Below are 20240 nucleotides of genomic sequence, written 5' to 3'. Positions count from 1 at the left end.
GGTGGAGGTTGCGCTCGACGCCTATCTCGACGCCTTCCGTGCCTGGACGCGCCCACCCCGGCCGCAACCTGCGCTGTCGCGCCCTTCGATGACGCGTTAGGCTGCTGCTTACGTCTCCGCGCTAGGAGGGCGGGGATATGGACAGCCGGGGGCCAGGGATGAATCGCTATCGCCGCGACCGGGAGGACGTCGTCCTCCCCTGCGTGCTGGACGATGTCGTCCTGCTCTACCACCGCGCGTCGGGCCAGACGCATATGGTCATCAGCCCGGTGCCGGAGATTTTCGAGGCGCTCGCGGACGGGGTGCCGGCCGGTGCGCGGGACGTGCATGCGCGCCTGTCCCGCACCTTCGACATGGGACCGGACGAGGACGCGGTGGCCGCGATCGACGCGCATCTGGCGCATCTTTCCGCGCTCGGGCTGGTGCGCGCGGCATGAGGCACAGGCTCACGGTCCGCATCGGTCCCGCCTCCTTCCGCATCGGCTCCGCCTGGCGCGCCCCGGTGGAGCAGCTCGCGCGCCTCTACGCCGGCTACCCCCAGGACGACGGCATCGCCGACTTCACCGTCCGGCTCCAGCCCGCCGGCTGGGCGCGCCAATGGCTGCGGCCGTCGATCTTCATCACCGGCGACCACGGCCTCGCCGACGCCGCGCCGATGAGCCTCGCCCACGGACTGCTGGCGGCGGAGATGGGGATGAACCTGCAGATGGCGCTCGGCTGGCGCCGCCATCTCCTCCTCCACGCCTCCAGCGTGGAGAAGGACGGGCGCGTCCTGGTGATGACGGGTGAATCCGGATCGGGCAAGTCGACGCTTGCGGCGCAGCTCGGAGAGCGCGGGTGGCGGCTGATGGGCGACGAATTCGCCCTGCTCGACCTCATCAGCGGCCACGTCTTCCCCTTCCCCCGGCTCGTCTCGCTCAAGAACCGCGCGATCGACGTCCTCGCGGCGGAGGTGCCGGGCGAGCGCATGGGACCGCTGCTGGCCGGAACCGCCAAGGGCGACATCCGCCATCTCGTCCCCCGCGCCGACGCCGTGGCGCGCATGGCGGAGGGCGCGCCCCCCGCGCTGCTCCTCTTCCCCCGCTTCGGCCACGGCCCCGATGTGCGGGCGGTGGGACAGGCGGAAGTCTTCATGCGGCTGACCCAGGCGTCGACCAACTATGTCGCGCTGGGCGAGCCCGGTTTCCGCGCGCTGACCCGCTTCGTCACCACCGTGCCGGCGCGGGCGATCGATTTTCCCTCGGGCGAGGAGGCCGCCGCGATGGTCGACCGGCTCTGGGAGGAACTGGCATGAGCGCGGCGCTGCTGGTGCGCGCGCTGCGTGACCCCGCCAGCGTCGCGGCGCTCGATGCGGACGGCTGGAACGCCCTCATCGCCGCCGCCCGCGCCGAGCGGCTGATCGGCACGCTGGCCCTGCGGATCGGCGAGCAGCCCGTGCCACAGGCCGTCCGCCCGATCCTGGCCGACGCCCGGCTCGACGCGGAGCGGGAGGCGCGGCAGGCCCTCTGGGAGGCCGATCGCGCAGCCGCCGCGCTGGCCCCGCTCGGCGTGCGGACGGTGCTGCTCAAGGGCACGGCCTATGCCGCCGCCGGGCTGGCGGCGGGGCAGGGGCGTTTCATCGGCGACCTCGACATATTGGTGCCGCGGGGTGCGATGGCGGAGGTCGAGCGCGCTCTGCTGGCGGCCGGCTGGGAATGGGTGAAGGAGGACGCCTATGACGATGCCTATTACCGCCAGTGGATGCACGAGCTGCCCCCGCTGATCCACCGCGATCGCGACCGGATGATCGACGTCCACCACACCGTGCTGCCGTTGACCGCCCGCCAGACCCCGGACGCCGCCGCGATGATCGCGGACGCCGTGCCCCTCGCCGGCGGGCTCTGCATTCTCTCGGCGGAGGACCGGGTCTGCCACGCCGCCGCGCACCTGCTGGCGGACGGTGACCTCGCGGGCGGGCTGCGCAACCTGTGGGACATCCACTGCCTGCTGGAGGAGGCCGATTCGCGGGCGCTGGACCGGCGCGCGGCGCTGCACGGTCTGTCGTCGCACGTCCGCCAGGCCCGGCGGATCGCCGCTGCCCTCTACGGCACGGGCGCATGGCTGACGCCCTGGGACCGGATCGTGGCGGCGCGGTTGCTGGCCCGCGACGGCTGGGGCCGGGAAAGGCGCAAGCTGCTCGTCTTCGCCTTCTACCTGCGCTCGCACTGGCTGCGCATGCCGCCGCTCATGCTCGCCCGGCATCTCTGGACCAAGTGGCGCAAGGGCTACCGGCCCGCCTGAAGGGATGTCCCATCCCCCGGCTTAACCATTTCCTTACCCCGAGCCGGCATGCTGGCGCCGAACCATGCGGCCAGGGCCATGAACGCGGAAAGACTGAGCAGTTCCGAGCGGACGAGCCGCCAGGCGGAGCGATCCTATGTACAGATCGGCGTCCGGGTCCGCCGCCCCGGCGAAACCTGGTTCAACAGCCGCGTCATGGACCTATCCCTCACCGGATTTCGGTTGCAGAGCTTCATGAAGCTGACCGTCGGCGGCGACCTGTGGGTGATGCTGCCGGGCTTTGAAGGGCGTCGCGCCCGCGTGCTCTGGACCCGTGCCCATGAATCGGGCTGCGCCTTCGAACGGCCGCTGCATCCCGCCATTCTCGATCACCTCGTCCGGCTGCACGGCAAACGTAGCGCCTGACGGTCCGGTTTCGCCCGGCCTCAGCCGACATCCTCGAACTGCAGGCTTGCCAGCCGCGCGTAGAGCCCGCCCCGCGCCACCAGCGCGGCATGGTTGCCCTGCTCGACGATCCGGCCCTGGTCCAGCACGACGATCCGGTCGGCCGCGCGCACCGTCGCCAGCCGGTGCGCGATGACGATGGTGGTGCGGCCCTGCATCAGCCGGCCGAGCGCATCCTGCACCAGCCGCTCCGATTCCGCGTCCAGCGCGGACGTCGCCTCGTCCAGCAGCAGGATCGGCGCATCGCGCAGCAGCGCGCGGGCGATCGACAGGCGCTGGCGCTGCCCACCCGACAGGCGCGCGCCGCCTTCGCCCAGCTGGCTGTCCAGCCCCTGCGGCAGGGCGCGCAGGAAATCCTCCGCATTGGCCGCCCGCGCCGCCGCCCACAGCGCCTCGTCGCTCGCGTCCCACCGGCCGTAGCGCAGATTGTCGCGCGCCGACGCGGCGAAGATCACGCTGTCCTGCGGCACCATCGCCATCATCGCGCGCAGCACGCCCGGGTCCGCCTGCGGCAGCGGCACGCCGTTCAGGCGGATCGTCCCCCGCTCGGGATCGTAGAAGCGCAGCGCCAACTGGATCAGCGTCGATTTGCCCGCGCCCGACGGCCCCACCACCGCGACGGTCTCGCCGGGCCGGATGTCGAGGTCGATGCCGTTCAGCGCCGCCTGGTCCGGCCGGGTCGGATAGTGGAAATGCACGTCCTCGAACTGCAGCCGCGCGCCCCGCATCTCCTGCGGGACGGGCACCGGCACGGGCGGCGGCGTGATCTCCGGCTCGGCGGTCATCAGCTCGTGCAGCCGGCTCGCCGCGCCCGCCCCGCGCAGCAAATCGCCCCAGGTTTCGGACAGCGCGCCGAACGCGCCCGCCACCAGCCCGCCGGTCAGGACGAAGGCAGCGATGCTGCCGCCGGAAAGGCGCCCGGCCGCCACGTCCAGCGCGCCCTGCCACATCACCGCCGTGATCGCCCCGAACACCAGCGCGATGACGATCGCGGTCATCGCCGCGCGCAGCCGGATGCGCTGGCGGGCCGTCGCGAAGCCGGACTCCACCGTCGCGTCGAACCGCGCCGCCTCCCGTGCTTCCTGCCCGAAGGCCTGCACGATCCGCATCGCGCCCAGCACTTCCGAAGCCATGCTGCCGACCTCCGCCAGCCGGTCCTGGCTGGCGCGCGACAGCTTGCGCACCCGCCGCGCCAGCCCGACGACGGCCAGGACGACCAGCGGGATGCCCAGCAGCAGCAGCGCGGCGAGCTTGGGCGCGAGGGCAAAGAGGTAGATCAGCCCGCCCACGCCCGTCACCACGTTGCGCAGCGCGACCGAGACGGTGGAGCCGACCACCTGGTCGATGATCGCCGTGTCCGCCGTCATCCGCGACGCGATCTCCGACGGGCGGTTCTCCTCGAAGAAGCGCGGCGCCTGCCGCAGCAGGTTGGCCTGCGTCGCGGACCGGATGTCGGCGACGACGCGCTCGCCCAGCCAGGACACGAAATAGAAGCGGAAGGCGGTCGCGATGGCCAGCACCACGACGATGAAGAACAGGTACTGGAACCAGCGGCCGATGTCGCCGCCACCCATGAAGCCGCGGTCGATCACCAGCCGGAAACCGCTCGGAATCGCCAGCGTCGCGGCGGAGGAAACCAGCAGAGCGACCGCCGCCCCCGCGATCCGGCCCGGATAGCGTCGGGCGAAGGCCCACACCATGCCGAGGCTGCCGATCGGCGGCCGCTCGCGGCGCGCGGTGGACTGGTCGCTATCCCTCATGGCCGGCGCTTAGCAGCCCGCCGCCCTTGCCTCAATGGGTGCGGGTGGCGGGATGGAGCCGCCTTGGCCACACGCGGACGCAAGGATCAAAGGCAGCTAGGCGTTGGAAGGGTTCCATTTCCTGTATCACCGGCGAAGATAGGGAAGATGCGCGCTTCCTCGATGGACGGAGAAGCGCGATACCAGCATGAATGACCGCGAAACGCGCGGAGACTCCCTGGCCTTCGTGTCCGGTGGCATCAATGGACGACAAATCTTGGGGTGAGGAAAATTCTGAAAGTGGCGGAATGGCAATGAAGGGGGGAAGCGTTGGTGTCGTTCTGGCTCAAAGATAATAAAGGAATTTTATAAGGCCGCTGCATCCAGTCGGATTGTCAAGGAATTAATCATTCGGAATCGGAGACATCTTCTGCTTTCAGAATGATAATCCGCTTCAATCGACCATCCACAGCTTCTACCCTGGCAAATGTGAGCCGGATTGGCGCAGGCAGCTTATTCGCATATCTGTTAATGCCAGCGGATAGAACGGTCATTGTTGACGGATCAGCATCCCGCGATACTCGAAAAGGAATGGTGCGATTTAGATCCAGAAAATAGGCTCGCCCTGTTCGGTCATTTACATTCAGCGCAGAGATCGCAACGTCTTGAACATCGTCGTCAGCTTCAACGCTGTCCTTCAAATATCTTTTTGAAGCGCTATCGAATTTTACTAGGACTCGGCGCGTGCGAGTTTCTTCGATTACGATTTCATTCATAGTTTCACCGATGCCATAATGCGCCTTTTTCAAGGCTGGCTCTATAGCTTCGACCAGAGCATCAATGTCTCCACTCCTGTCTTTATTTATTGCGTCAACCTGCTGGCTGATACCTGTCGGTTCCTCGCCAATAGCGCGTCCAATTGCGAGCTTCCCCAAATCATAGAGACCGTTTGTGGCGAGGCCTAACGCCAATGAACCAGCGATGGTGACTGTTAACTTCCAGTTGAAACTGCCTTGCTCAGTCCCCTCAAGATAAAACTGCACAGTCTCGTCGAACGGGAAGCGGTGCCGAACTGATCCCGTTGCGGCGTAATGTCCGATCAGTGTAAGTGCACGCGCAATGCCAGCCGCGCTTTCGATACCGGCAAATGCTTCGACATGACCCCTATCAGCATCCCTCCCGCGAAAAATAATGGTCAGACCGTCCATCTCAGATCCCCTCGGCAAACGATATTCAAGATAAAAATCAATTACTCGAGAAAATCGAGAATAAGCTATATTTGTCTTTACCGAAACGGCTATTTTAGGCTGGGAGTCCTATGATGCAGAGGGAAGCGTAGTATCGAGTAGGCTCCCTATCGGCAGGCAACGAATGACCGGCTTCAAGCGGAGGAATTTCTCACACGAATATCAAAAACTGCTCGATTCCCAACCATCCGAACGTCCCACATCCCGACTCTATCTCTCCACATCGCCTTCCCCGCGACCACTTCCAATGTAGGATAATCTCTGGTCTATCCTTGTCGATGGAACAGAACCTCACCCCCAATCCGCCCGCGCAGCCAGCGCTGTCCTCCACCCGCCGGGGCAGATGGTCGGCCGACCGGCAGCGCCTCTTTCTCACCGCCCTCCTCGCCACCGGCAATGTCTCGCAGGCGGCGCAGGCGGCGGGCATGTCGCGGTCGAGCGCGCATCGCCTTCGCCGGCGCCTGGCAGGCACCGGGTTCGACCGGACGTGGGATCGGGCGCTCGCGCTCTACGCGCAAGGCCTCGCCGATCCCTTCGCACCCGGTCCTGCCGGGCCGCGACAGGCGCGGGGGTGAGGCCTTGGTGGCGCGTTCCTGTGGCCTCGCTGTGGCTTCACTGTCGCGTCGCTGTGGCCTTTGTGGCGCGTCCCTGTCGCGTCGCCGTCGCTTCGCCGTGACTATCGGCCCTTTTCAGCTGCCAAAAGCCCGACAACGGTGTGAACTTCGGCGCTGTCGCCTAATTGTTGCCGCCGATGAAGTCGCCCAGCTCGCCCAGCAGCGATCCTTCGCCGCGATTCTGGCCGCCCCGGCTTCCCGCCGCCGCCAGCATTCGACCGGCGAGGCGGGAGAAGGGCAGGGACTGGATCCACACATGCCCCGGCCCGCGCAGCCGCGCGAAGAAGGCGCCTTCGCCGCCGAAGAACATCGACTTGACCCCGCCCGCCGCGATCAGGTCGAAATCGACGGTCGGCGTCATCGCCGCCAGGCAGCCGGTATCGACATGCAACTCCTCGCCGGCCGCCAGCTCCTTCTCGACCAGCGTGCCGCCCATCTGCACGAACACCCATCCGTCGCCGGACAGGCGCTGCATGATGAAGCCTTCGCCGCCGAACAGGCCGGTCATGATCCGCTTCTGGAAATGGACGCCGATCGACACGCCCTTGGCGGCGGCGAGGAAGCTGTCCTTCTGGCAGATCAGCGTGCCGCCATATTGATCCAGCTTCAGCGGCAGGATCGACCCGGGCGTGGGCGATGCGAAGGCGACCCGCGCCTTGCCGCTGCCCTGGTGGGTGAAGACGGTGGTGAACAGGCTCTCGCCCGTCACCAGCCTTTTGCCCGCGCCCAGCAGCTTGCCCATGAAGCCGCCGTCCTGCCCGCCGCTGCCGTCGCCGAACACCGTGGTCATGGCGACGCTGCCGTCCTTCCACACCATCGCCCCGGCCTCCGCCACGGCGCTTTCGCCGGGGTCGAGCTCGATCTCCAGGAACTGCAGTTCCTGCCCCTTGATCGCGAAGTCGATGTCGTCGGACAGGCCGGCGCTGCGATGATGGCTCCAGGGGGATGCGGGCATGGCGAGTCTCCTGCGGATGGTGCTTCCGTCTATCGCGACGACGGGGACCGGGCCAATGCTCTTTGCTCTGGCCTCGCCGGTAAGGTCCGGCTTCGCCGTTGTCCCATTCCGGGCCATCGCCGCGTTAACCCCGTTCGCGCATTGGCCCGCCTGCCGCGCGGGTCTATCCCGCTCGCCATGCGCACCCTTTCCATCACCCTGCTCGTCTCGGCGGCGATCACCGCCACCGCCTTTGCCCAGAGCGGCCCGTCGCCCTTCACGGTGGCGGAGAGCGGGCAGGGCTTCCCGACGCTCAGCGCCGCCATCGGCGCCATCGGGGACCGCAAGGGCACGGTGATCGTGGCGCCGGGCACCTATCATGAATGCGCGGTGCAGCAGGGCGGCGACCTCACCATCCGCGCCGCGACGCCCGGCACGGCGATCTTCGATGGCGTGCCGTGCGAGGGCAAGGCGGCGTTGGTACTGCGCGGCCGGACAAGCACCGTCGACGGCATCGTCTTCCAGAACCTGCGCGTGCCCGACGGCAACGGCGCCGGCATCCGCCTGGAAAGCGGCAGCCTGACTGTCGCCAACAGCCTGTTCCGCAACAGCGAGGAAGGCATATTGACCGGCGATGGCCCCGGCAGCGTGACCATCGACCGCTCGACCTTCCGCAAGCTCGGCCGCTGCGACCGCGATCTCGACTGCGCGCACGGCGTCTATATCGGACGGATGGCCAGCCTGACCGTCACCCGCTCGCGCTTCGACCAGGGGATGGGCGGCCATTATCTCAAGACCCGCACCGCGCGCGTCGCCATCACCGACAACAGCTTCGACGACAGCGCCGGGCATGTCACCAACTACATGATCGACCTGTCCAACGGCGCGACCGGCACCATCACCGGTAACGAGATGGTGCAGGGCCGCGACAAGGACAATTACAGCGCCTTCATCACCGTCGCGCCGGAAGGGCGGGAACATGGCAGCGCGGGCCTGGTCATCGACGGCAACAGCGCTTCCTTCGTCCCCGGACTGTCGCGCAGCAGCACCTTCGTCGCCAATTTCACCGACGACGCGGTGCGGATCGGCAGCAACCGGCTGGCGGGGGGGATCAAGGTGCAGGACCGGCGCTGATCCCCGCTTGCCAGCGCGGGCGCGCCGCCGGATAAGAGGGGGATGCGCACGACCTACGACACCGCCACCGTCCGCCTCTACCATCTGAGCGGCGGAGAGGAGGGCGGGGCGGCCACCACGCTGTTCTATGGCCCGCTGGCGGAAGCGATGCGGATCGCGGCGCAACAGCCGGAGGAGGTGCAGGACGGCCTGTTCCTCGCCACCGATAATGACGTGGTCGCCTATGTGGACCTGCTGGAAGGCTGAGCCTCAGGCCGGTTCGGCCACCCGGACCGGGAAGGGATCGCTCCAGCCGTCGAGCGCCATCATCCGCTCGTGCCAGCGGCTGACGGCGGGATAGTCCTCGACCGGGATATGCGCCTGCGCGGCATAGGGCAGGGTGACCGCGACCGCGAAGTCCGCGATGGTCGGCGCGTCGCCGACCAGCCATTGCCGTCCGTCCAGATGGCCGTCGAGGACGGCGGCATGGGTGCGAAAGTGCCCCGTCGCCTCCGCCACGGCGTCGGCATCCGGCTCGCCCATGCCGAACTTGGCGCGGATGACATGTTCGAAATAGAGGCTGCCGCCATGGCGGGTGAAATGCTGCGAATCCCAGCTCAGCCAGCGCTGCACCTCGATCAGCCGGTCGTCGAGCGGCAGATAGTCGGGCGCCAGCCGGCGAGCGAGCAGAGCCATGATGGCATTGGCTTCCCACAGCGTCCGGTCATGCTCAACCAGCGTCGGGACCTTGCCGTTGGGATTGATCGACAGATAGTCCGGCGCCTTGTGCTCGCCCTTGCTGAGGTCGAGATAGCGATAGTCGATGTCCGCGCCGACATGCCGGGCGAAGGCGCAGGCCTTCCGCGGCATCAGCACGTCGGAATAGTAAAGCGTGGTCATTTCAGGACTCCGGGAAAGGGGTGGCAGAAGACGCGCGGAACGAAGTGGTCACCGGCGGCCATGTCCTGCAGTGACCAGGCCAGCGCCGCGCTGGCCCCGGTCAGCAGGGCGATGGCGGCCGCCCAGCCGATGGCGCGGCGCCACCGGGCAAGGACTGCGCCCGCCATCGCCGTCAGTGCGAGGAGACAGCACAGCATCGCCGCCGCTCAGGCCGTCACGGCCTCGCCAAGTGCCGTGGCCGGGGACTCATCCTCATATTCGTCATGCCGCCGCATCCATCCCATGATCTCGGTCTCGTTGCGGCCCAGCGGCGCGCGGTCGAGTATCATATAGGTCGCGAGCAACTCCTCCACGCCCCGCGCATAGCTGGAATAGCTGTGATAGACCGTCCCGTCCTCGCCCCGCACGAAGGCGCTGAGGCCAGGCAGTTCGGCTGCCTCCTTGGCGTCGTTGGTTGCGGCCTCGAAATTATAGATTGCGGCATCGTCATCGGCCCGCAGCGACACCTGATAATCATAGTTGAACTCGCTGCCGTTCGACGACACCCAAGGGAAGCGCCAGCCCATGCGCTGCTTGTAGCGCTCGATCTCCCCAAGCGGCGCGCGTGACACCACGAGCAGCGTGACGTCGTGATGGTTGAGATGCGGCAGCGTGCCGTCGAGATGGTCGGCGACGAAGGAGCAGCCCTTGCACCCCGCCTCCCAGCCGGGCGCGAACATGAAATGATAGACCACGAGCTGGCTGCGGCCGTCGAACAGCTGTGCCAGCGTACGGCGCCCGGCAGCCGTGTGGAAAGCATATTCCTTCTCCACCTTCACCCATGGAAGTGCCAGCCGTTCGGCGTTTACGGCATCGCGTAGCCGCGTCTGCTCCTTCTCCCGCAGAAGCAGTGCTTTGCGCGCTTCCAGCCATTGGGCGCGCGACGCGATCGGATGGTCCACCATGTCCTTCTCCTCCTGCAATGGGCTTCGCTCCGCGAGTCCCGCTTGACAGAAAGAGTTGATATCAACATAATTGCGTTATGTCAAAAGACCGGCCTGTTCCGTTCGAAACCACTCTTTTCGTGCGCGATCATTGTCTGTGCCTGCACGCGCAGCGCGCCGCCCGTGCCGTCGCCCGCCGTTTCGACGAGGCGTTGCGTCCGGTGGCCCTGACCAGCGGGCAGTTCTCCCTGCTGATGTCGCTCAACCGGCCGGTGCCGCCGACGATCGGATCGGTCGCGTCGCTGCTGGCGATGGACCGCACGACCCTGACCGCGAACCTCAAGCCGCTGGAGCGTGAGGGGCTCGTGACCGTCGCCGTCGACCCCGATGACCGCCGCAGCCGCCTGCTGACCCTGACCGAAGCGGGACAGGCGGTGCTGGCATCGGCCGTGCCCATTTGGGAAAGCACCCACGCGGCGATCGAAGGCCGCCTGCCGGGCGGCGGACCGGGCGTATTGCGACCACTGCTGGTCGCGCTTTCATAACGGCTACCCGTCCGCAAAGCCGAAAGGCGCGTGCATCCGGCGATAGTCGTCAGCTAGCATCTCGCGGCCGATCGGCGGGGCGGAGCGGGCCATGCACTGGATGCGGTGGCAGAGGCGACAGGTCACCCCGATCGGTGTCGGCTGCATCGGCGCTTCGGGCTGGACATACACCAGCCGGTGCGCATGCTCGGCGGCGCAGCATAGCGCAACGGCGCGTTCGACCTTAGGCGTGCCCCAGCCGCCGCCGCCAGCGGTCACTGTCCGGGCGATCGAGAAGAAGCGCTGGCTGTCAGGTAGCTCCAGCCATTGGGTGATGACTTCGCGCGGCCGCTCGAACGCGCGATGGACCGACCAGAGCGGGCAGGAACCGCCATGGCGAGCAAAGGGGAAGCCTGCGCCGTCCAGCCGCTTGCTGACATTGCCCGCCGGGTCGATGCGAAGGAAGAAGAAGGGCACCCGCTCCTGCCCGGGTTTCTGGAGAGTGGTCATGCGGTGAGCGGTCTGCTCGAAGCTGGTTCCGAACTGGCGCGCGAGCGCCTCGACGTCATAGCGGCGCGCCTCCACCGCCTTGGCAAAAGGGGTGTAGGGCATCAGGATCGCGGCAGCGCCATAGCTGGCGAGCGCGCGCCGGGTCAGACGGCGGCCGCTTTCGGTCGCGAACTGACCGCCCTTCAGAATGGCGTCAAAGATCCCGCGCATTTCCAGATAGGCGATCTGGAGCGCGAGTTGAAATTGCGCGCTCGCTCCGTCGAGCGAATCATCGAGCAGTACGGCGTCACGATGGCGGTCGAGCCGCCGCATCGAGCCTGCCATGACGTCCGAAGGCAGGCGGCGCACGCGCAGATTATGCTTCGCCCTCAGCCATCCGGACAGGCCGCCTGCCTGCTCCGCTTGCGTCGCCAGCGCTTCGGCCGCGTCGTCCAGTGCCGGGAAGCTGTTGCGCCGCGCGGCGACGAAGCGGCGCGATTCAGCCACCGGGTCGGCCTGGTCAGTTGCCTCGGCCCCGCTTGCTTCCTTGTCGGCCAGCGCGAGTTGCTCCTCCCGATAGGCGGTGTGCAGCCGCAGCAGCGCTTCTGTTATGCCGGGATAGTTGACGGCCACGTCGTCTGTGGCGAGTGCGGGCAGGTCTATATCGGCGAACATGGGATCCTTGAGCACCGCATGCAGTCGGGCCGTCTGCTCTGCGCCGCCGTCCCCCGCCACTTCGGCCATGTCGAGCCGGTAAGTGCGTGCCAGGCGCAGCAGCATGTCGGCGGTCAGGGGCCGCTGGTTGCGCTCCAGCAACGCGACATAGCTGGCGGAGATTTCAAGGTCGGCCGCCATGTCAGCCTGGGTCAGGCCAAGTTCCCGCCGCAACCGCCGCAATCGTGGCCCCATGTAAACCGGACGATCTTTCGCCATGCCTGACTCCGTACGTTCCTTACAACTTTACACAGGATTTTTGTAAAGATCGACAACTATACGTCATGGCCTCTGCCGCGTCGCAGAAACGGGTCCTAGATCGAGGCATCTTTCAAGCGATCAAGGACTGACCATGGGTTATCAACAGGAAATCGCGAAGGCCGGAGACCTTATCGGCGGCCAGGCCAGTTGGGACGGTATCGCGCCAGAATCGGTTGCGCGCATGCGCCTGCAGAACCGCTTCCACACCGGCCTCGACATCGCCAGGTACACAGCCGGCATCATGCGCCGGGACATGGCCGCCTATGATGCCGACCCGGCCAACTACACCCAGTCGCTGGGCTGCTGGCATGGTTTCATTGGCCAGCAGAAGCTGATCTCCATCAAGAAGCATTTTGGCACCACCAAGGGACGCTACCTCTATCTGTCCGGCTGGATGGTGGCCGCTCTGCGCAGCGAATTCGGTCCGCTGCCCGACCAGTCGATGCATGAGAAGACGAGCGTTCCGGCACTGATCGAGGAACTCTACACCTTCCTGAAGCAGGCGGATGCTCGCGAACTGGGCGGCCTGTTCCGCGACCTGGACAAGGCTCGCGACACCGGCAATGCGGTGGAGGTGCAGCGCATCCAGCAGGCGATCGATGCCTATGAAACCCATGTCGTCCCGATCATCGCGGACATCGATGCGGGCTTCGGCAATGCGGAAGCCACCTATCTGCTTGCAAAAAAGTTCATCGAGGCGGGGGCCTGCTGCATCCAGATCGAGAATCAGGTTTCCGACGAGAAGCAGTGCGGCCACCAGGACGGTAAGGTCACCGTGCCGCACGAGGACTTCCTGGCGAAGATTCGGGCGGTTCGCTATGCCTTCCTGGAACTGGGCGTCGATGACGGCGTGATCGTTGCGCGCACGGATTCGCTTGGCGCGGGTCTCACCAAGCAGATCGCCTATGTCCGCGAGAAGGGTGATATTGGCGACCAGTATAACAGCTTCCTCGACGTGGAAGAGGTCGATCCGACCGCTGTGGGCCATGGCGATGTGCTCATCAGCCGCGATGGCAAGCTGGCGCGGCCCAAGCGCCTGCCCTCCAACCTCTACCAGTTCCGGCCCGGCACCGGAGAGGATCGCTGCGTGCTCGACTGCATCACCGCGCTCCAGAACGGGGCCGACCTGCTGTGGATCGAAACCGAGAAGCCGCATATCGGCCAGATCGGCGGCATGGTGCGCCGCATCCGTGAAGTCATCCCGAACGCTAAGCTGGTCTACAACAACTCGCCCTCGTTCAATTGGACACTGAATTTCCGTCAGCAGGTGTTCGATGCCTGGACCGAAGCGGGCAGGGACGTGTCGGCCTATGACCGGACGAAGCTGATGAGCGTGGACTATGACGCGACCGAGCTGGCGGCGGAGGCCGACGAGCGCATCCGCACCTTCCAGAAGGACGCGGCGGCGCAGGCGGGCATCTTCCACCACCTCATTACTCTGCCGACCTATCACACGGCGGCGCTCAGCACCGATAATCTCGCCAAGGAATATTTCGGCGATCAGGGCATGCTGGGCTACGTCAAGGGCGTGCAGCGGCAGGAAATCCGCCAGGGTATCGCCTGCGTCAAGCACCAGAACATGGCGGGCTCCGACATTGGGGACGATCACAAGGAATATTTTGCGGGCGAGGCAGCGCTCAAGGCTGGCGGCGCCCACAACACGATGAACCAATTCGCCGCCTGACGGTCGTCGGTGGAAACCGTTCGCGGCCCACCGGTCCGCAACCAACCTGAGTGCGGGGAAGTGCAGACCCCCGCATAGAGGGTGGAGGAACCTTGGCGGCCTGGAGCTTCCCTCCTAGGCCGCCTTTTTCCTATGGTAGTAGTCGGAGTCAGGCGATCCCCGCCCGCTCCCGCACCGCGCTTTTGAGAATGTCCAGCGGCATGGCGCCCAGGGTCAGCACGTCGTGGAAACCCTTGAGATCGAAGGCCGCACCCTGCTTGCGCTTGACCTCTTCGCGCAAGTCGTTCCAGACCGTGTGCCCGATCTTGTAGCTGCACGCCTGGCCCGGCCAGACGGTGTAGCGGTCTATCTCGCCCTGGCTCCGGCCACGGGCGATGCCGGTGGTGGCGATCAGATAGTCGGTCGCCTTCTCCCGGCTCCAGCGCTTGGCATGCATGCCGCTGTCGACCACCAGCCGCGTCGCGCGGAACAGCAGCGACTGAAGATAGCCGACACGCCCGAGCGGATCGCCTTCGAACATGCCCATCTCGTCGGCAAGCTGCTCGGCATAGAGCGCCCAGCCCTCGGAATAGCCGCTATAGCCGCCGCGCCGCCGGATCAGCGGAATGGCGGTCGATTCCAGCGCCACCGACACCTGAAGATGATGGCCCGGCACCGCCTCGTGGTGGGTCAGCGTCGCGAGGCCGAATTTGGGCCGGTCGAACGTGTCGCGCAGGTTGATGAAGTAGATGGCAGGCCGCGACCCGTCGAGCGAGGCATTCTGGTAGTAGCCACCCGGCGCGCCCGCCTGGATCGTCGGCGGCACGCGCCGCACCTCGACCGGTGCCTTGGGCAAAATGTGGAAGGCCTCGCCCAGCCGCGCCTGCATCGCCTTGATCTGGGTGTTCAGCTGGGCGAGCAGTGCCTCGCGCCCTGGGTCTGTGTTGGGGAAGAGCTGGTCGGGCCGCTGGTTGAGCGCCACCAGCCGGTCGCCGACAGTGCCCTGACCCATCCCTTCGCCCTTGAGGATCGTGTCGATCCGCGCGCTGATCTCCGCCACTTGGTCGAGACCGAGTTGGTGGATTTCCTCGCCGGTCATCCGCGTGGTGGTGGCCGCCTCGGCGGCCGCGGCGTAAAAGGCCTCGCCATCGGGCAGGCGCCACACGCCGGCATCATGCACGGCCTTCGCCCGTAAATCCCGCACCAGGGCACGCTGGCGATCGACGGCGGGGAAAATCCGCTCGGTGACGATCTTCTCCGCTTGCGCGGCGCGGTCGGCCGGGAGGCCCGCTGCTGCCAGCTTCTTTGCGAAGGACGCGACCAGCACCGTCTGCGCGGCTGGCTGATCGCGCAGCGCGGCCTGCATCTTCATCGTGGTGTCGAGGATATAGTCGGGCGCGAACACGCCCTTTGCGGCATCGGCCTTCTGCCGTTCCAGTTCGCCGTCCATCGCCACCGGGAAGGCTTCGAGGCGCGACAGATAGGCATCGGCATCCGCCGCGTCCTTCACCCGATGCTGGGAATCGAGGAAATCAGGGGTTTCGCGATAGGAGCCGGTAAGCTGGCTGAGGATATAGGGGGCATATCGCCCCGCCGTCTCGCCATAGCCGAAGCGCTCGCCGACGATGGCCCGGTCGAGCTGATAGGCGACGACGTCGCGGTCGAGCCTGCCGGCGGAACTCAGCTTCGTGCGGTCGATGCCGGCCAGCTGGCGCGCCTGCGCCTTGGTGCGTGCAAGGTCGCGTGCGACCCCGGCGGCGCTGGTGTCACCGAGCTTGCCGCGCAGCGCCGCGCGTGACCCGGTATCGAGCCCGAGCCGTGTCGCCTGCTCGGGCGAATCGTCCAGACGCTCATAGAAGAAGGCATCAAGCATCGTGCGCAGCCGCGCGTCCTCGCTTGCGGGTTGGGCGAACACGCGCTGTGTTGTCATCGCCGCGATCGCGCCGGCGCTGGTGGTGAGGAATTGGCGTCGGTCCACGAAGATACTCCATGAGGGGGCGGGGCAGGGAGGCCGCTCTTGTGACGTGATTGCAAGGGCTTGGCTAGGGCAAGGAAATCGCTTCCACTGCATGGGGGATGCAGTCGGTCGAGGCGGCGCTTTTTTTGTCGCAAGGGCAGAATGCCGGGACAGGCGCCCGCAAATGGCCGGGGGAAAGCTCGTTCATAAGCCTTCCTTATGCAACCCTTGCAAGGTTCCTGCTTTTCCCCGTCATGCGGTCGCCCTATCGGGCGCGCAGGCAAAAAGGGGAGAACCGATGTCCTACACGCTCGTCACCGCCAACCGGAATTATTCGAGCTGGTCGCTGCGGCCCTGGGTGCTGATGAAGGCGCTCGGCATCCCGTTCGAGGACCGGATCGAGCCCTTCACGCAAGCGGTCAACTATGCGGCGTTCCGCAGCTTTTCCCCCACTGGGCAGGTGCCTGTACTGCTCGACGGGGATCGCACCATATGGGATTCGCTCGGCATCGCACTCTATGTAGGAGAACGGCATCCGGGCGTCTGGCCATGGGAAAAGGAAGCGCGCGCCTGGGCGCAATGCGCTGTCGCTGAAATGCACAGCGGCTTCGCGACGCTGCGCAATGACTGCCCGATGAATGTCGGCGTCCGGGTCGAGACGCATCTGCCGTCGCCCGCCCTTAACAAGGATATCGGCCGTCTCAAGGAGCTGTGGGAGGAGGGGCTGGAACGCTTCGGCGGTCCGTTCCTCGCCGGCGCGGCCTTCACCGCCGTGGACGCCTTCTATGCGCCCGTCGCTTTCCGCATGCGAACCTATGGGCTGGATGTCGGACCGGTTGCGCGGACATGGGTCGATCATATGCTGGCGCTGCCCGCGATGCGCGAATGGGAAGCGGCCGCGCTTGCCGAAACCTGGCGGGAGGAAAGCCATGAGGCGGAGGTCGGAGCGGCCGGCCGTATCCTCGAAGATCATCGCGCGATGTAACTTTCTTGCCTCTCGAAGGGGGAAAAGGGCACGAAGCGATCCCTTTCCCCCTTTTCGGACCCGGATTCCGGGTCTAGGGGGAGGGGACCATGGTTAAGCTCCGCACCCTTTATGAGAAGATCTGGGACGCGCATGTCGTCGAGCGCCGCCCGGACGGCACGTGCCTGATCTATATCGACCGTCACCTCGTCCATGAGGTGACGAGCCCGCAGGCGTTCGAAGGGCTTCGTCTCGCAGGGCGCAAGGTGCGCCGGCCCGACCTCACTCTGGCGGTGCCTGATCACAACCTGCCGACCACGGCGCGTCGTGACGCGGCCGGCAATCGCATCCCGATCGCCGATCCGGAAAGCGCGCAGCAGCTTGCCGCGCTGGAGCGCAATGCGCCCGAATTCGGTGTCCGCCTGATCGGCGATGCCGATCCCGAGCAGGGCATCGTCCACGTGATCGGGCCGGAACAGGGCTTCACCCTGCCGGGCACGACGCTGGTCTGCGGCGACAGCCACACCAGCTCGCACGGCGCGCTGGGCGCGCTGGCCTTCGGCATCGGCACGTCGGAGGTTGAACATGTGCTCGCCACGCAGACTCTGCTCCTGAAGCAGTCGAAGACGATGGAAGTCGTGGTCGAGGGCGAGCTGGGCTTCGGCGTCACGCCCAAGGACGTCGCGCTTGCGATCTGTGGCCGGATCGGCACGGCGGGCGGCACGGGCTATGTCATGGAATATCGCGGCTCCGTCTTCCGCGACATGTCGGTCGAAGGACGGCTGACCGTCGCCAACATGTCGATCGAGGCGGGCGCCCGTTCGGGCCTGTTCGCGCCGGATGAAAAGACCTTCGCCTATCTGGAGGGCCGGCCGATGGCGCCCAGAGGCGAGGCGTGGGACGCTGCCGTCGCCTGGTGGAAGACGCTGCACACGGACGAGGGCGCCGTGTTCGACAAGACCGTGGTGATCGACGCTGCCGACATCTCTCCCAGCGTCACCTGGGGTACCAGCCCGGAGGACGTCGTGCCGGTGACCGGCGTGGTGCCAGATCCGGAAAGCTTCGCCGACGCGTCCAAACGGGCCGCCGCGCAGAAGTCGCTCGACTATATGGGTCTCTCGGCCGGGCAGCGGATGGAGGATGTCGCGGTGGAGCACATCTTCATCGGCTCCTGCACCAACAGCCGGATCGAGGATCTGCGCGCTGCCGCCGCGCTGCTGCAGGGGCGCCGGATCGCCGACAGCATCAAGCATGCCATGGTCGTCCCCGGCTCCGGTCTGGTGAAGCGCCAGGCGGAGGCGGAAGGGCTCGACCGCATCTTCACTGCCGCCGGCTTCGAATGGCGCGAGCCTGGCTGCTCGGCCTGCCTGGGCATGAACCCCGACAGGGTGCCCGCCGGCGAGCGCTGTGCATCGACCAGCAACCGCAATTTCATGGGACGGCAGGGGCCGGGATCGCGGACGCATCTCGTTTCGCCGATCATGGCGGCGGCAGCAGCAATCACCGGGCGTCTCACCGACGTGCGCGAATGGATGGATAAGAAAGAGGGGGTTGCCGCGTGAAGAAGATTTTCTGGGTGCTGGCGCTGGGCGCGCTGGCGAGCGCCGCCATGGCCGCCACGCTGGGCCGCGCGGAGGACACCCCCGCTCCGGAGACGAAGCAGGTCCGCTGATGGAAAAGCTCACCAGCGTCGAAGGGCGCGCCTATCCTTTCGGCATGAAGAATGTCGATACCGACATCGTGATCCCGGCCCATTGGCTCAAGACCATCAGCCGCGCCGGGCTGGGCAGGGGCGCGTTCGAGGTGCTGCGCAAGGAGCCGGGCAACGTCTTCGACGATCCCGAATATGCCGGCAGCCCGATCCTGATCGCCGGCGATAATTTCGGTTGCGGGTCGAGCCGGGAGCATGCCGCCTGGGCGCTTGGCGACCTCGGCATCCGCGTGGTGATCGCGCCCAGCTTTTCCGACATCTTCTCCGGCAATGCCTTCAAGAACGGCATCCTGACCGTCGTCCTGCCGCAGGAGGCGATCGACCGGCTGATGGAGGTCGCGAAGACCGATCCCATCCACGTCGATCTGGAGAGCCAGACCGTCACGACCGAATTTCAGGACCGCTTCGGTTTCGACATCGACCCGTTCCGCAAGCATTGCCTGCTCGGCGGTCTGGACGAGATCGGCCTGACCCTGGATGAGGCGGATGTGATCGACCGCTATGAGGCGCAGGTCGCCGGGGAGCGCCCCTGGCTTGTTCCCGCCATTGCGTAAGCGGGCCGATCCGCATATCTGCGGATCGATAACCTCCTTCTACAGGGCTAGAGCATGACCACTTTCGACGACCGCGAGCGCGCCTTTGAGAATATGTTCGCGCACGACCAGGAAATGCAGTTCCGCATTCAGGCGCGGCGCAACCGCTTGCTGGGTGAATGGGCGGCTGCAAAGATGGGCCTCACCCCGGAGGAAACCGATGCCTATGCCAAGGCTGTGGTGCAGGCCGATTTCGAGGAAGCCGGCGACGAAGATGTGATCCGCAAGGTGCTGGGCGACATGACCCAGGCTGGAATCGACATCGACGAGGCTGGCGTGCGCGCGGCGCTGGAAGAGCAACAGGTCGTCGCTCGCCGTCAATTCATCGAAGCGCAGTAAGCGGATCGCCCATATGCCGATGGCCGCCGAGGAAATCGCCGACATGATCCGGGCCGCGATCCCGGACGCGCAGGTCGAGATTACCGACCTTGCCGGCGACGGGGATCATTATGCCGCGCGGGTGGTGGCGGAAAGCTTTCGTGGCCTCAGCCGGGTGGCGCAGCAACGCGCGGTCTATGCGGCACTTGGCGGGCGGATGGGCGGCGTGCTCCACGCCTTGCAACTGACGACCGCCATTCCCAACTAGACGATCAACGGAATTTGCGTTCCTCGACCGAAGCGAGGATGCCTGACAGGAAGACCAGGATCATGACCGACGCCGTGCAGCAGCGGATTGCCGAGATCGTCAACGGCCACGACGTGGTGCTCTTCATGAAGGGTACGCCGCTCTTCCCGCAATGCGGCTTCTCCAGCCGCGCGATCGCGATCCTGGAGCATCTTGGTGTCGCCTATGACACGGTGGATGTGCTGCAGGACCAGGCCATCCGCCAAGGCATCAAGGCTTTCTCTGATTGGCCGACCATTCCCCAGCTTTATGTGAAGGGCGAGTTCGTCGGCGGCAGCGACATCATGATGGAGATGTATGAGGCCGGAGAGCTGCAGCAGTTCATGACCGATCAGGGTGTCGCCGCAGCGAACTGAGCGCCGCCCCGCGGCCGTCGAATTGCCGATGTCGGACATAAGCCGTCCGATCCCGATCATTGAATAGAGAACGAAATCCACCGGGTGGGGGATGCGGCGGAGACTGCCGGCATCCCCCGGATAGTTGAACGGTGGAACACTCTTTTCCTCGCAATCCGCGTGCCAAGCCGCAGAAAAGGCGGCATTTCC

At 66.2% G+C, this 20240-nt stretch carries 23 protein-coding genes; 15 read left to right on the top strand and 8 right to left on the bottom strand.

Annotation, left to right across the window (positions count from 1 at the left end; genetic code table 11):
• Window positions 1-158: 158 nt before the first annotated feature.
• From M529_RS26880 to M529_RS26865, 4 genes are all read left to right on the top strand, one after another.
• Entirely contained in the window at window positions 159-437 is a 279-nt protein-coding gene (locus M529_RS26880; protein ID WP_021316386.1) for an HPr-rel-A system PqqD family peptide chaperone, read from the top strand.
• The gene (locus tag M529_RS26875) at window positions 434-1294 is read left to right on the top strand and encodes an HprK-related kinase A (protein WP_021316385.1); all 861 of its coding nucleotides are present in this window, start codon (window positions 434-436) and stop codon (window positions 1292-1294) included. Before M529_RS26880 ends, M529_RS26875 begins: the two co-directional genes overlap by 4 nt.
• A complete protein-coding gene (locus tag M529_RS26870) occupies window positions 1291-2280 on the top strand; it encodes a nucleotidyltransferase family protein (protein WP_021316384.1) in 990 nt (329 codons plus the stop codon). Before M529_RS26875 ends, M529_RS26870 begins: the two co-directional genes overlap by 4 nt.
• A 78-nt stretch (window positions 2281-2358) precedes the next feature.
• Window positions 2359-2685 carry a PilZ domain-containing protein gene (locus M529_RS26865; protein ID WP_031294127.1) on the top strand — a complete coding sequence of 109 codons (327 nt, stop codon included), beginning with the start codon at window positions 2359-2361 and terminating at the stop codon, window positions 2683-2685.
• Window positions 2686-2705: 20 nt separating this feature from the next.
• Here the strand turns inward: M529_RS26865 and M529_RS26860 are convergent, their stop codons facing one another.
• Together M529_RS26860 and M529_RS48920 are read right to left on the bottom strand one after the other, a co-directional pair.
• A complete protein-coding gene (locus M529_RS26860) occupies window positions 2706-4484 on the bottom strand; it encodes an ABC transporter transmembrane domain-containing protein (protein ID WP_021316382.1) in 1779 nt (592 codons plus the stop codon).
• A gap of 386 nt (window positions 4485-4870) precedes the next feature.
• Window positions 4871-5671, bottom strand: a complete 801-nt coding sequence (locus M529_RS48920) for a DUF7946 domain-containing protein (RefSeq protein WP_152522506.1) — start codon at window positions 5669-5671, stop codon at window positions 4871-4873.
• A 317-nt stretch (window positions 5672-5988) separates the two neighbouring features.
• Here M529_RS48920 and M529_RS26855 point away from each other — a divergent pair, with 317 nt between their 5' ends.
• Entirely contained in the window at window positions 5989-6285 is a 297-nt protein-coding gene (locus tag M529_RS26855) for a terminase small subunit (protein ID WP_021316381.1), read from the top strand.
• 160 nt (window positions 6286-6445) lie between these two features.
• Here the strand turns inward: M529_RS26855 and M529_RS26850 are convergent, their stop codons facing one another.
• Entirely contained in the window at window positions 6446-7279 is an 834-nt protein-coding gene (locus tag M529_RS26850) for a TIGR00266 family protein (protein ID WP_021316380.1), read from the bottom strand.
• A 177-nt stretch (window positions 7280-7456) separates the two neighbouring features.
• On the opposite strand from M529_RS26850, the gene M529_RS26845 reads away from it, so the two are divergent.
• Window positions 7457-8392 (top strand): right-handed parallel beta-helix repeat-containing protein, encoded by a 936-nt coding sequence (locus M529_RS26845; protein WP_021316379.1) that lies wholly within the window; start codon window positions 7457-7459, stop codon window positions 8390-8392.
• Between the two features lie 42 nt (window positions 8393-8434).
• Window positions 8435-8638, top strand: coding sequence for a hypothetical protein (locus tag M529_RS26840; RefSeq protein WP_021316378.1), 204 nt, complete (start codon window positions 8435-8437; stop codon window positions 8636-8638).
• Window positions 8639-8641: 3 nt separating this feature from the next.
• Here M529_RS26840 and M529_RS26835 read toward each other — a convergent pair whose 3' ends face one another.
• Genes M529_RS26835 through M529_RS26825 form a run of 3 tightly spaced genes read right to left on the bottom strand, consistent with a single transcriptional unit; the run spans window position 8642 to window position 10215 of the window.
• The gene (locus M529_RS26835) at window positions 8642-9271 is read right to left on the bottom strand and encodes a glutathione S-transferase family protein (RefSeq protein WP_021316377.1); all 630 of its coding nucleotides are present in this window, start codon (window positions 9269-9271) and stop codon (window positions 8642-8644) included.
• Window positions 9268-9468 carry a hypothetical protein gene (locus M529_RS26830; protein WP_021316376.1) on the bottom strand — a complete coding sequence of 67 codons (201 nt, stop codon included), beginning with the start codon at window positions 9466-9468 and terminating at the stop codon, window positions 9268-9270. The genes M529_RS26835 and M529_RS26830 overlap by 4 nt, the downstream gene beginning before the upstream one ends.
• 9 nt (window positions 9469-9477) lie before the next feature.
• Window positions 9478-10215 carry a DUF899 domain-containing protein gene (locus tag M529_RS26825; protein WP_021316375.1) on the bottom strand — a complete coding sequence of 246 codons (738 nt, stop codon included), beginning with the start codon at window positions 10213-10215 and terminating at the stop codon, window positions 9478-9480.
• Window positions 10216-10292: 77 nt separating this feature from the next.
• On the opposite strand from M529_RS26825, the gene M529_RS26820 reads away from it, so the two are divergent.
• Entirely contained in the window at window positions 10293-10739 is a 447-nt protein-coding gene (locus tag M529_RS26820) for a MarR family winged helix-turn-helix transcriptional regulator (protein WP_021316374.1), read from the top strand.
• Window positions 10740-10742: 3 nt separating this feature from the next.
• Here M529_RS26820 and M529_RS26815 read toward each other — a convergent pair whose 3' ends face one another.
• Window positions 10743-12140 carry a helix-turn-helix domain-containing protein gene (locus M529_RS26815; RefSeq protein ID WP_031294125.1) on the bottom strand — a complete coding sequence of 466 codons (1398 nt, stop codon included), beginning with the start codon at window positions 12138-12140 and terminating at the stop codon, window positions 10743-10745.
• A 133-nt stretch (window positions 12141-12273) separates the two neighbouring features.
• Here M529_RS26815 and M529_RS26810 point away from each other — a divergent pair, with 133 nt between their 5' ends.
• A complete protein-coding gene (locus M529_RS26810; protein ID WP_021316372.1) occupies window positions 12274-13866 on the top strand; it encodes an isocitrate lyase in 1593 nt (530 codons plus the stop codon).
• Between the two features lie 148 nt (window positions 13867-14014).
• On the opposite strand, the gene M529_RS26805 is transcribed toward M529_RS26810, so the two are convergent.
• Window positions 14015-15823 (bottom strand): DUF885 domain-containing protein, encoded by a 1809-nt coding sequence (locus M529_RS26805; protein WP_021316371.1) that lies wholly within the window; start codon window positions 15821-15823, stop codon window positions 14015-14017.
• Window positions 15824-16100: 277 nt separating this feature from the next.
• Here M529_RS26805 and M529_RS26800 point away from each other — a divergent pair, with 277 nt between their 5' ends.
• From M529_RS26800 to grxD, 6 genes are all read left to right on the top strand, one after another.
• Window positions 16101-16787 carry a glutathione S-transferase family protein gene (locus M529_RS26800; RefSeq protein ID WP_021316370.1) on the top strand — a complete coding sequence of 229 codons (687 nt, stop codon included), beginning with the start codon at window positions 16101-16103 and terminating at the stop codon, window positions 16785-16787.
• A gap of 89 nt (window positions 16788-16876) precedes the next feature.
• A complete protein-coding gene (gene leuC, locus M529_RS26795) occupies window positions 16877-18328 on the top strand; it encodes a 3-isopropylmalate dehydratase large subunit (protein ID WP_021316369.1) in 1452 nt (483 codons plus the stop codon).
• A 109-nt stretch (window positions 18329-18437) separates the two neighbouring features.
• The gene (gene leuD, locus M529_RS26790) at window positions 18438-19031 is read left to right on the top strand and encodes a 3-isopropylmalate dehydratase small subunit (protein ID WP_021316367.1); all 594 of its coding nucleotides are present in this window, start codon (window positions 18438-18440) and stop codon (window positions 19029-19031) included.
• A gap of 54 nt (window positions 19032-19085) precedes the next feature.
• Window positions 19086-19409: a DUF1476 domain-containing protein gene (locus M529_RS26785; RefSeq protein WP_021316366.1), complete on the top strand. Its 324-nt coding sequence runs from the start codon at window positions 19086-19088 to the stop codon at window positions 19407-19409.
• Window positions 19410-19422: 13 nt separating this feature from the next.
• A complete protein-coding gene (locus M529_RS26780) occupies window positions 19423-19656 on the top strand; it encodes a BolA/IbaG family iron-sulfur metabolism protein (protein WP_021316365.1) in 234 nt (77 codons plus the stop codon).
• Between the two features lie 62 nt (window positions 19657-19718).
• Entirely contained in the window at window positions 19719-20051 is a 333-nt protein-coding gene (gene grxD, locus M529_RS26775; protein WP_021316364.1) for a Grx4 family monothiol glutaredoxin, read from the top strand.
• Window positions 20052-20240 lie beyond the last annotated feature (189 nt).

This window comes from Sphingobium ummariense RL-3 (assembly GCF_000447205.1).
In the GTDB taxonomy this organism is placed as follows: Bacteria; Pseudomonadota; Alphaproteobacteria; order Sphingomonadales; family Sphingomonadaceae; genus Sphingobium; species Sphingobium ummariense.
This window is presented reverse-complemented; position numbering and strand designations above follow the sequence as displayed.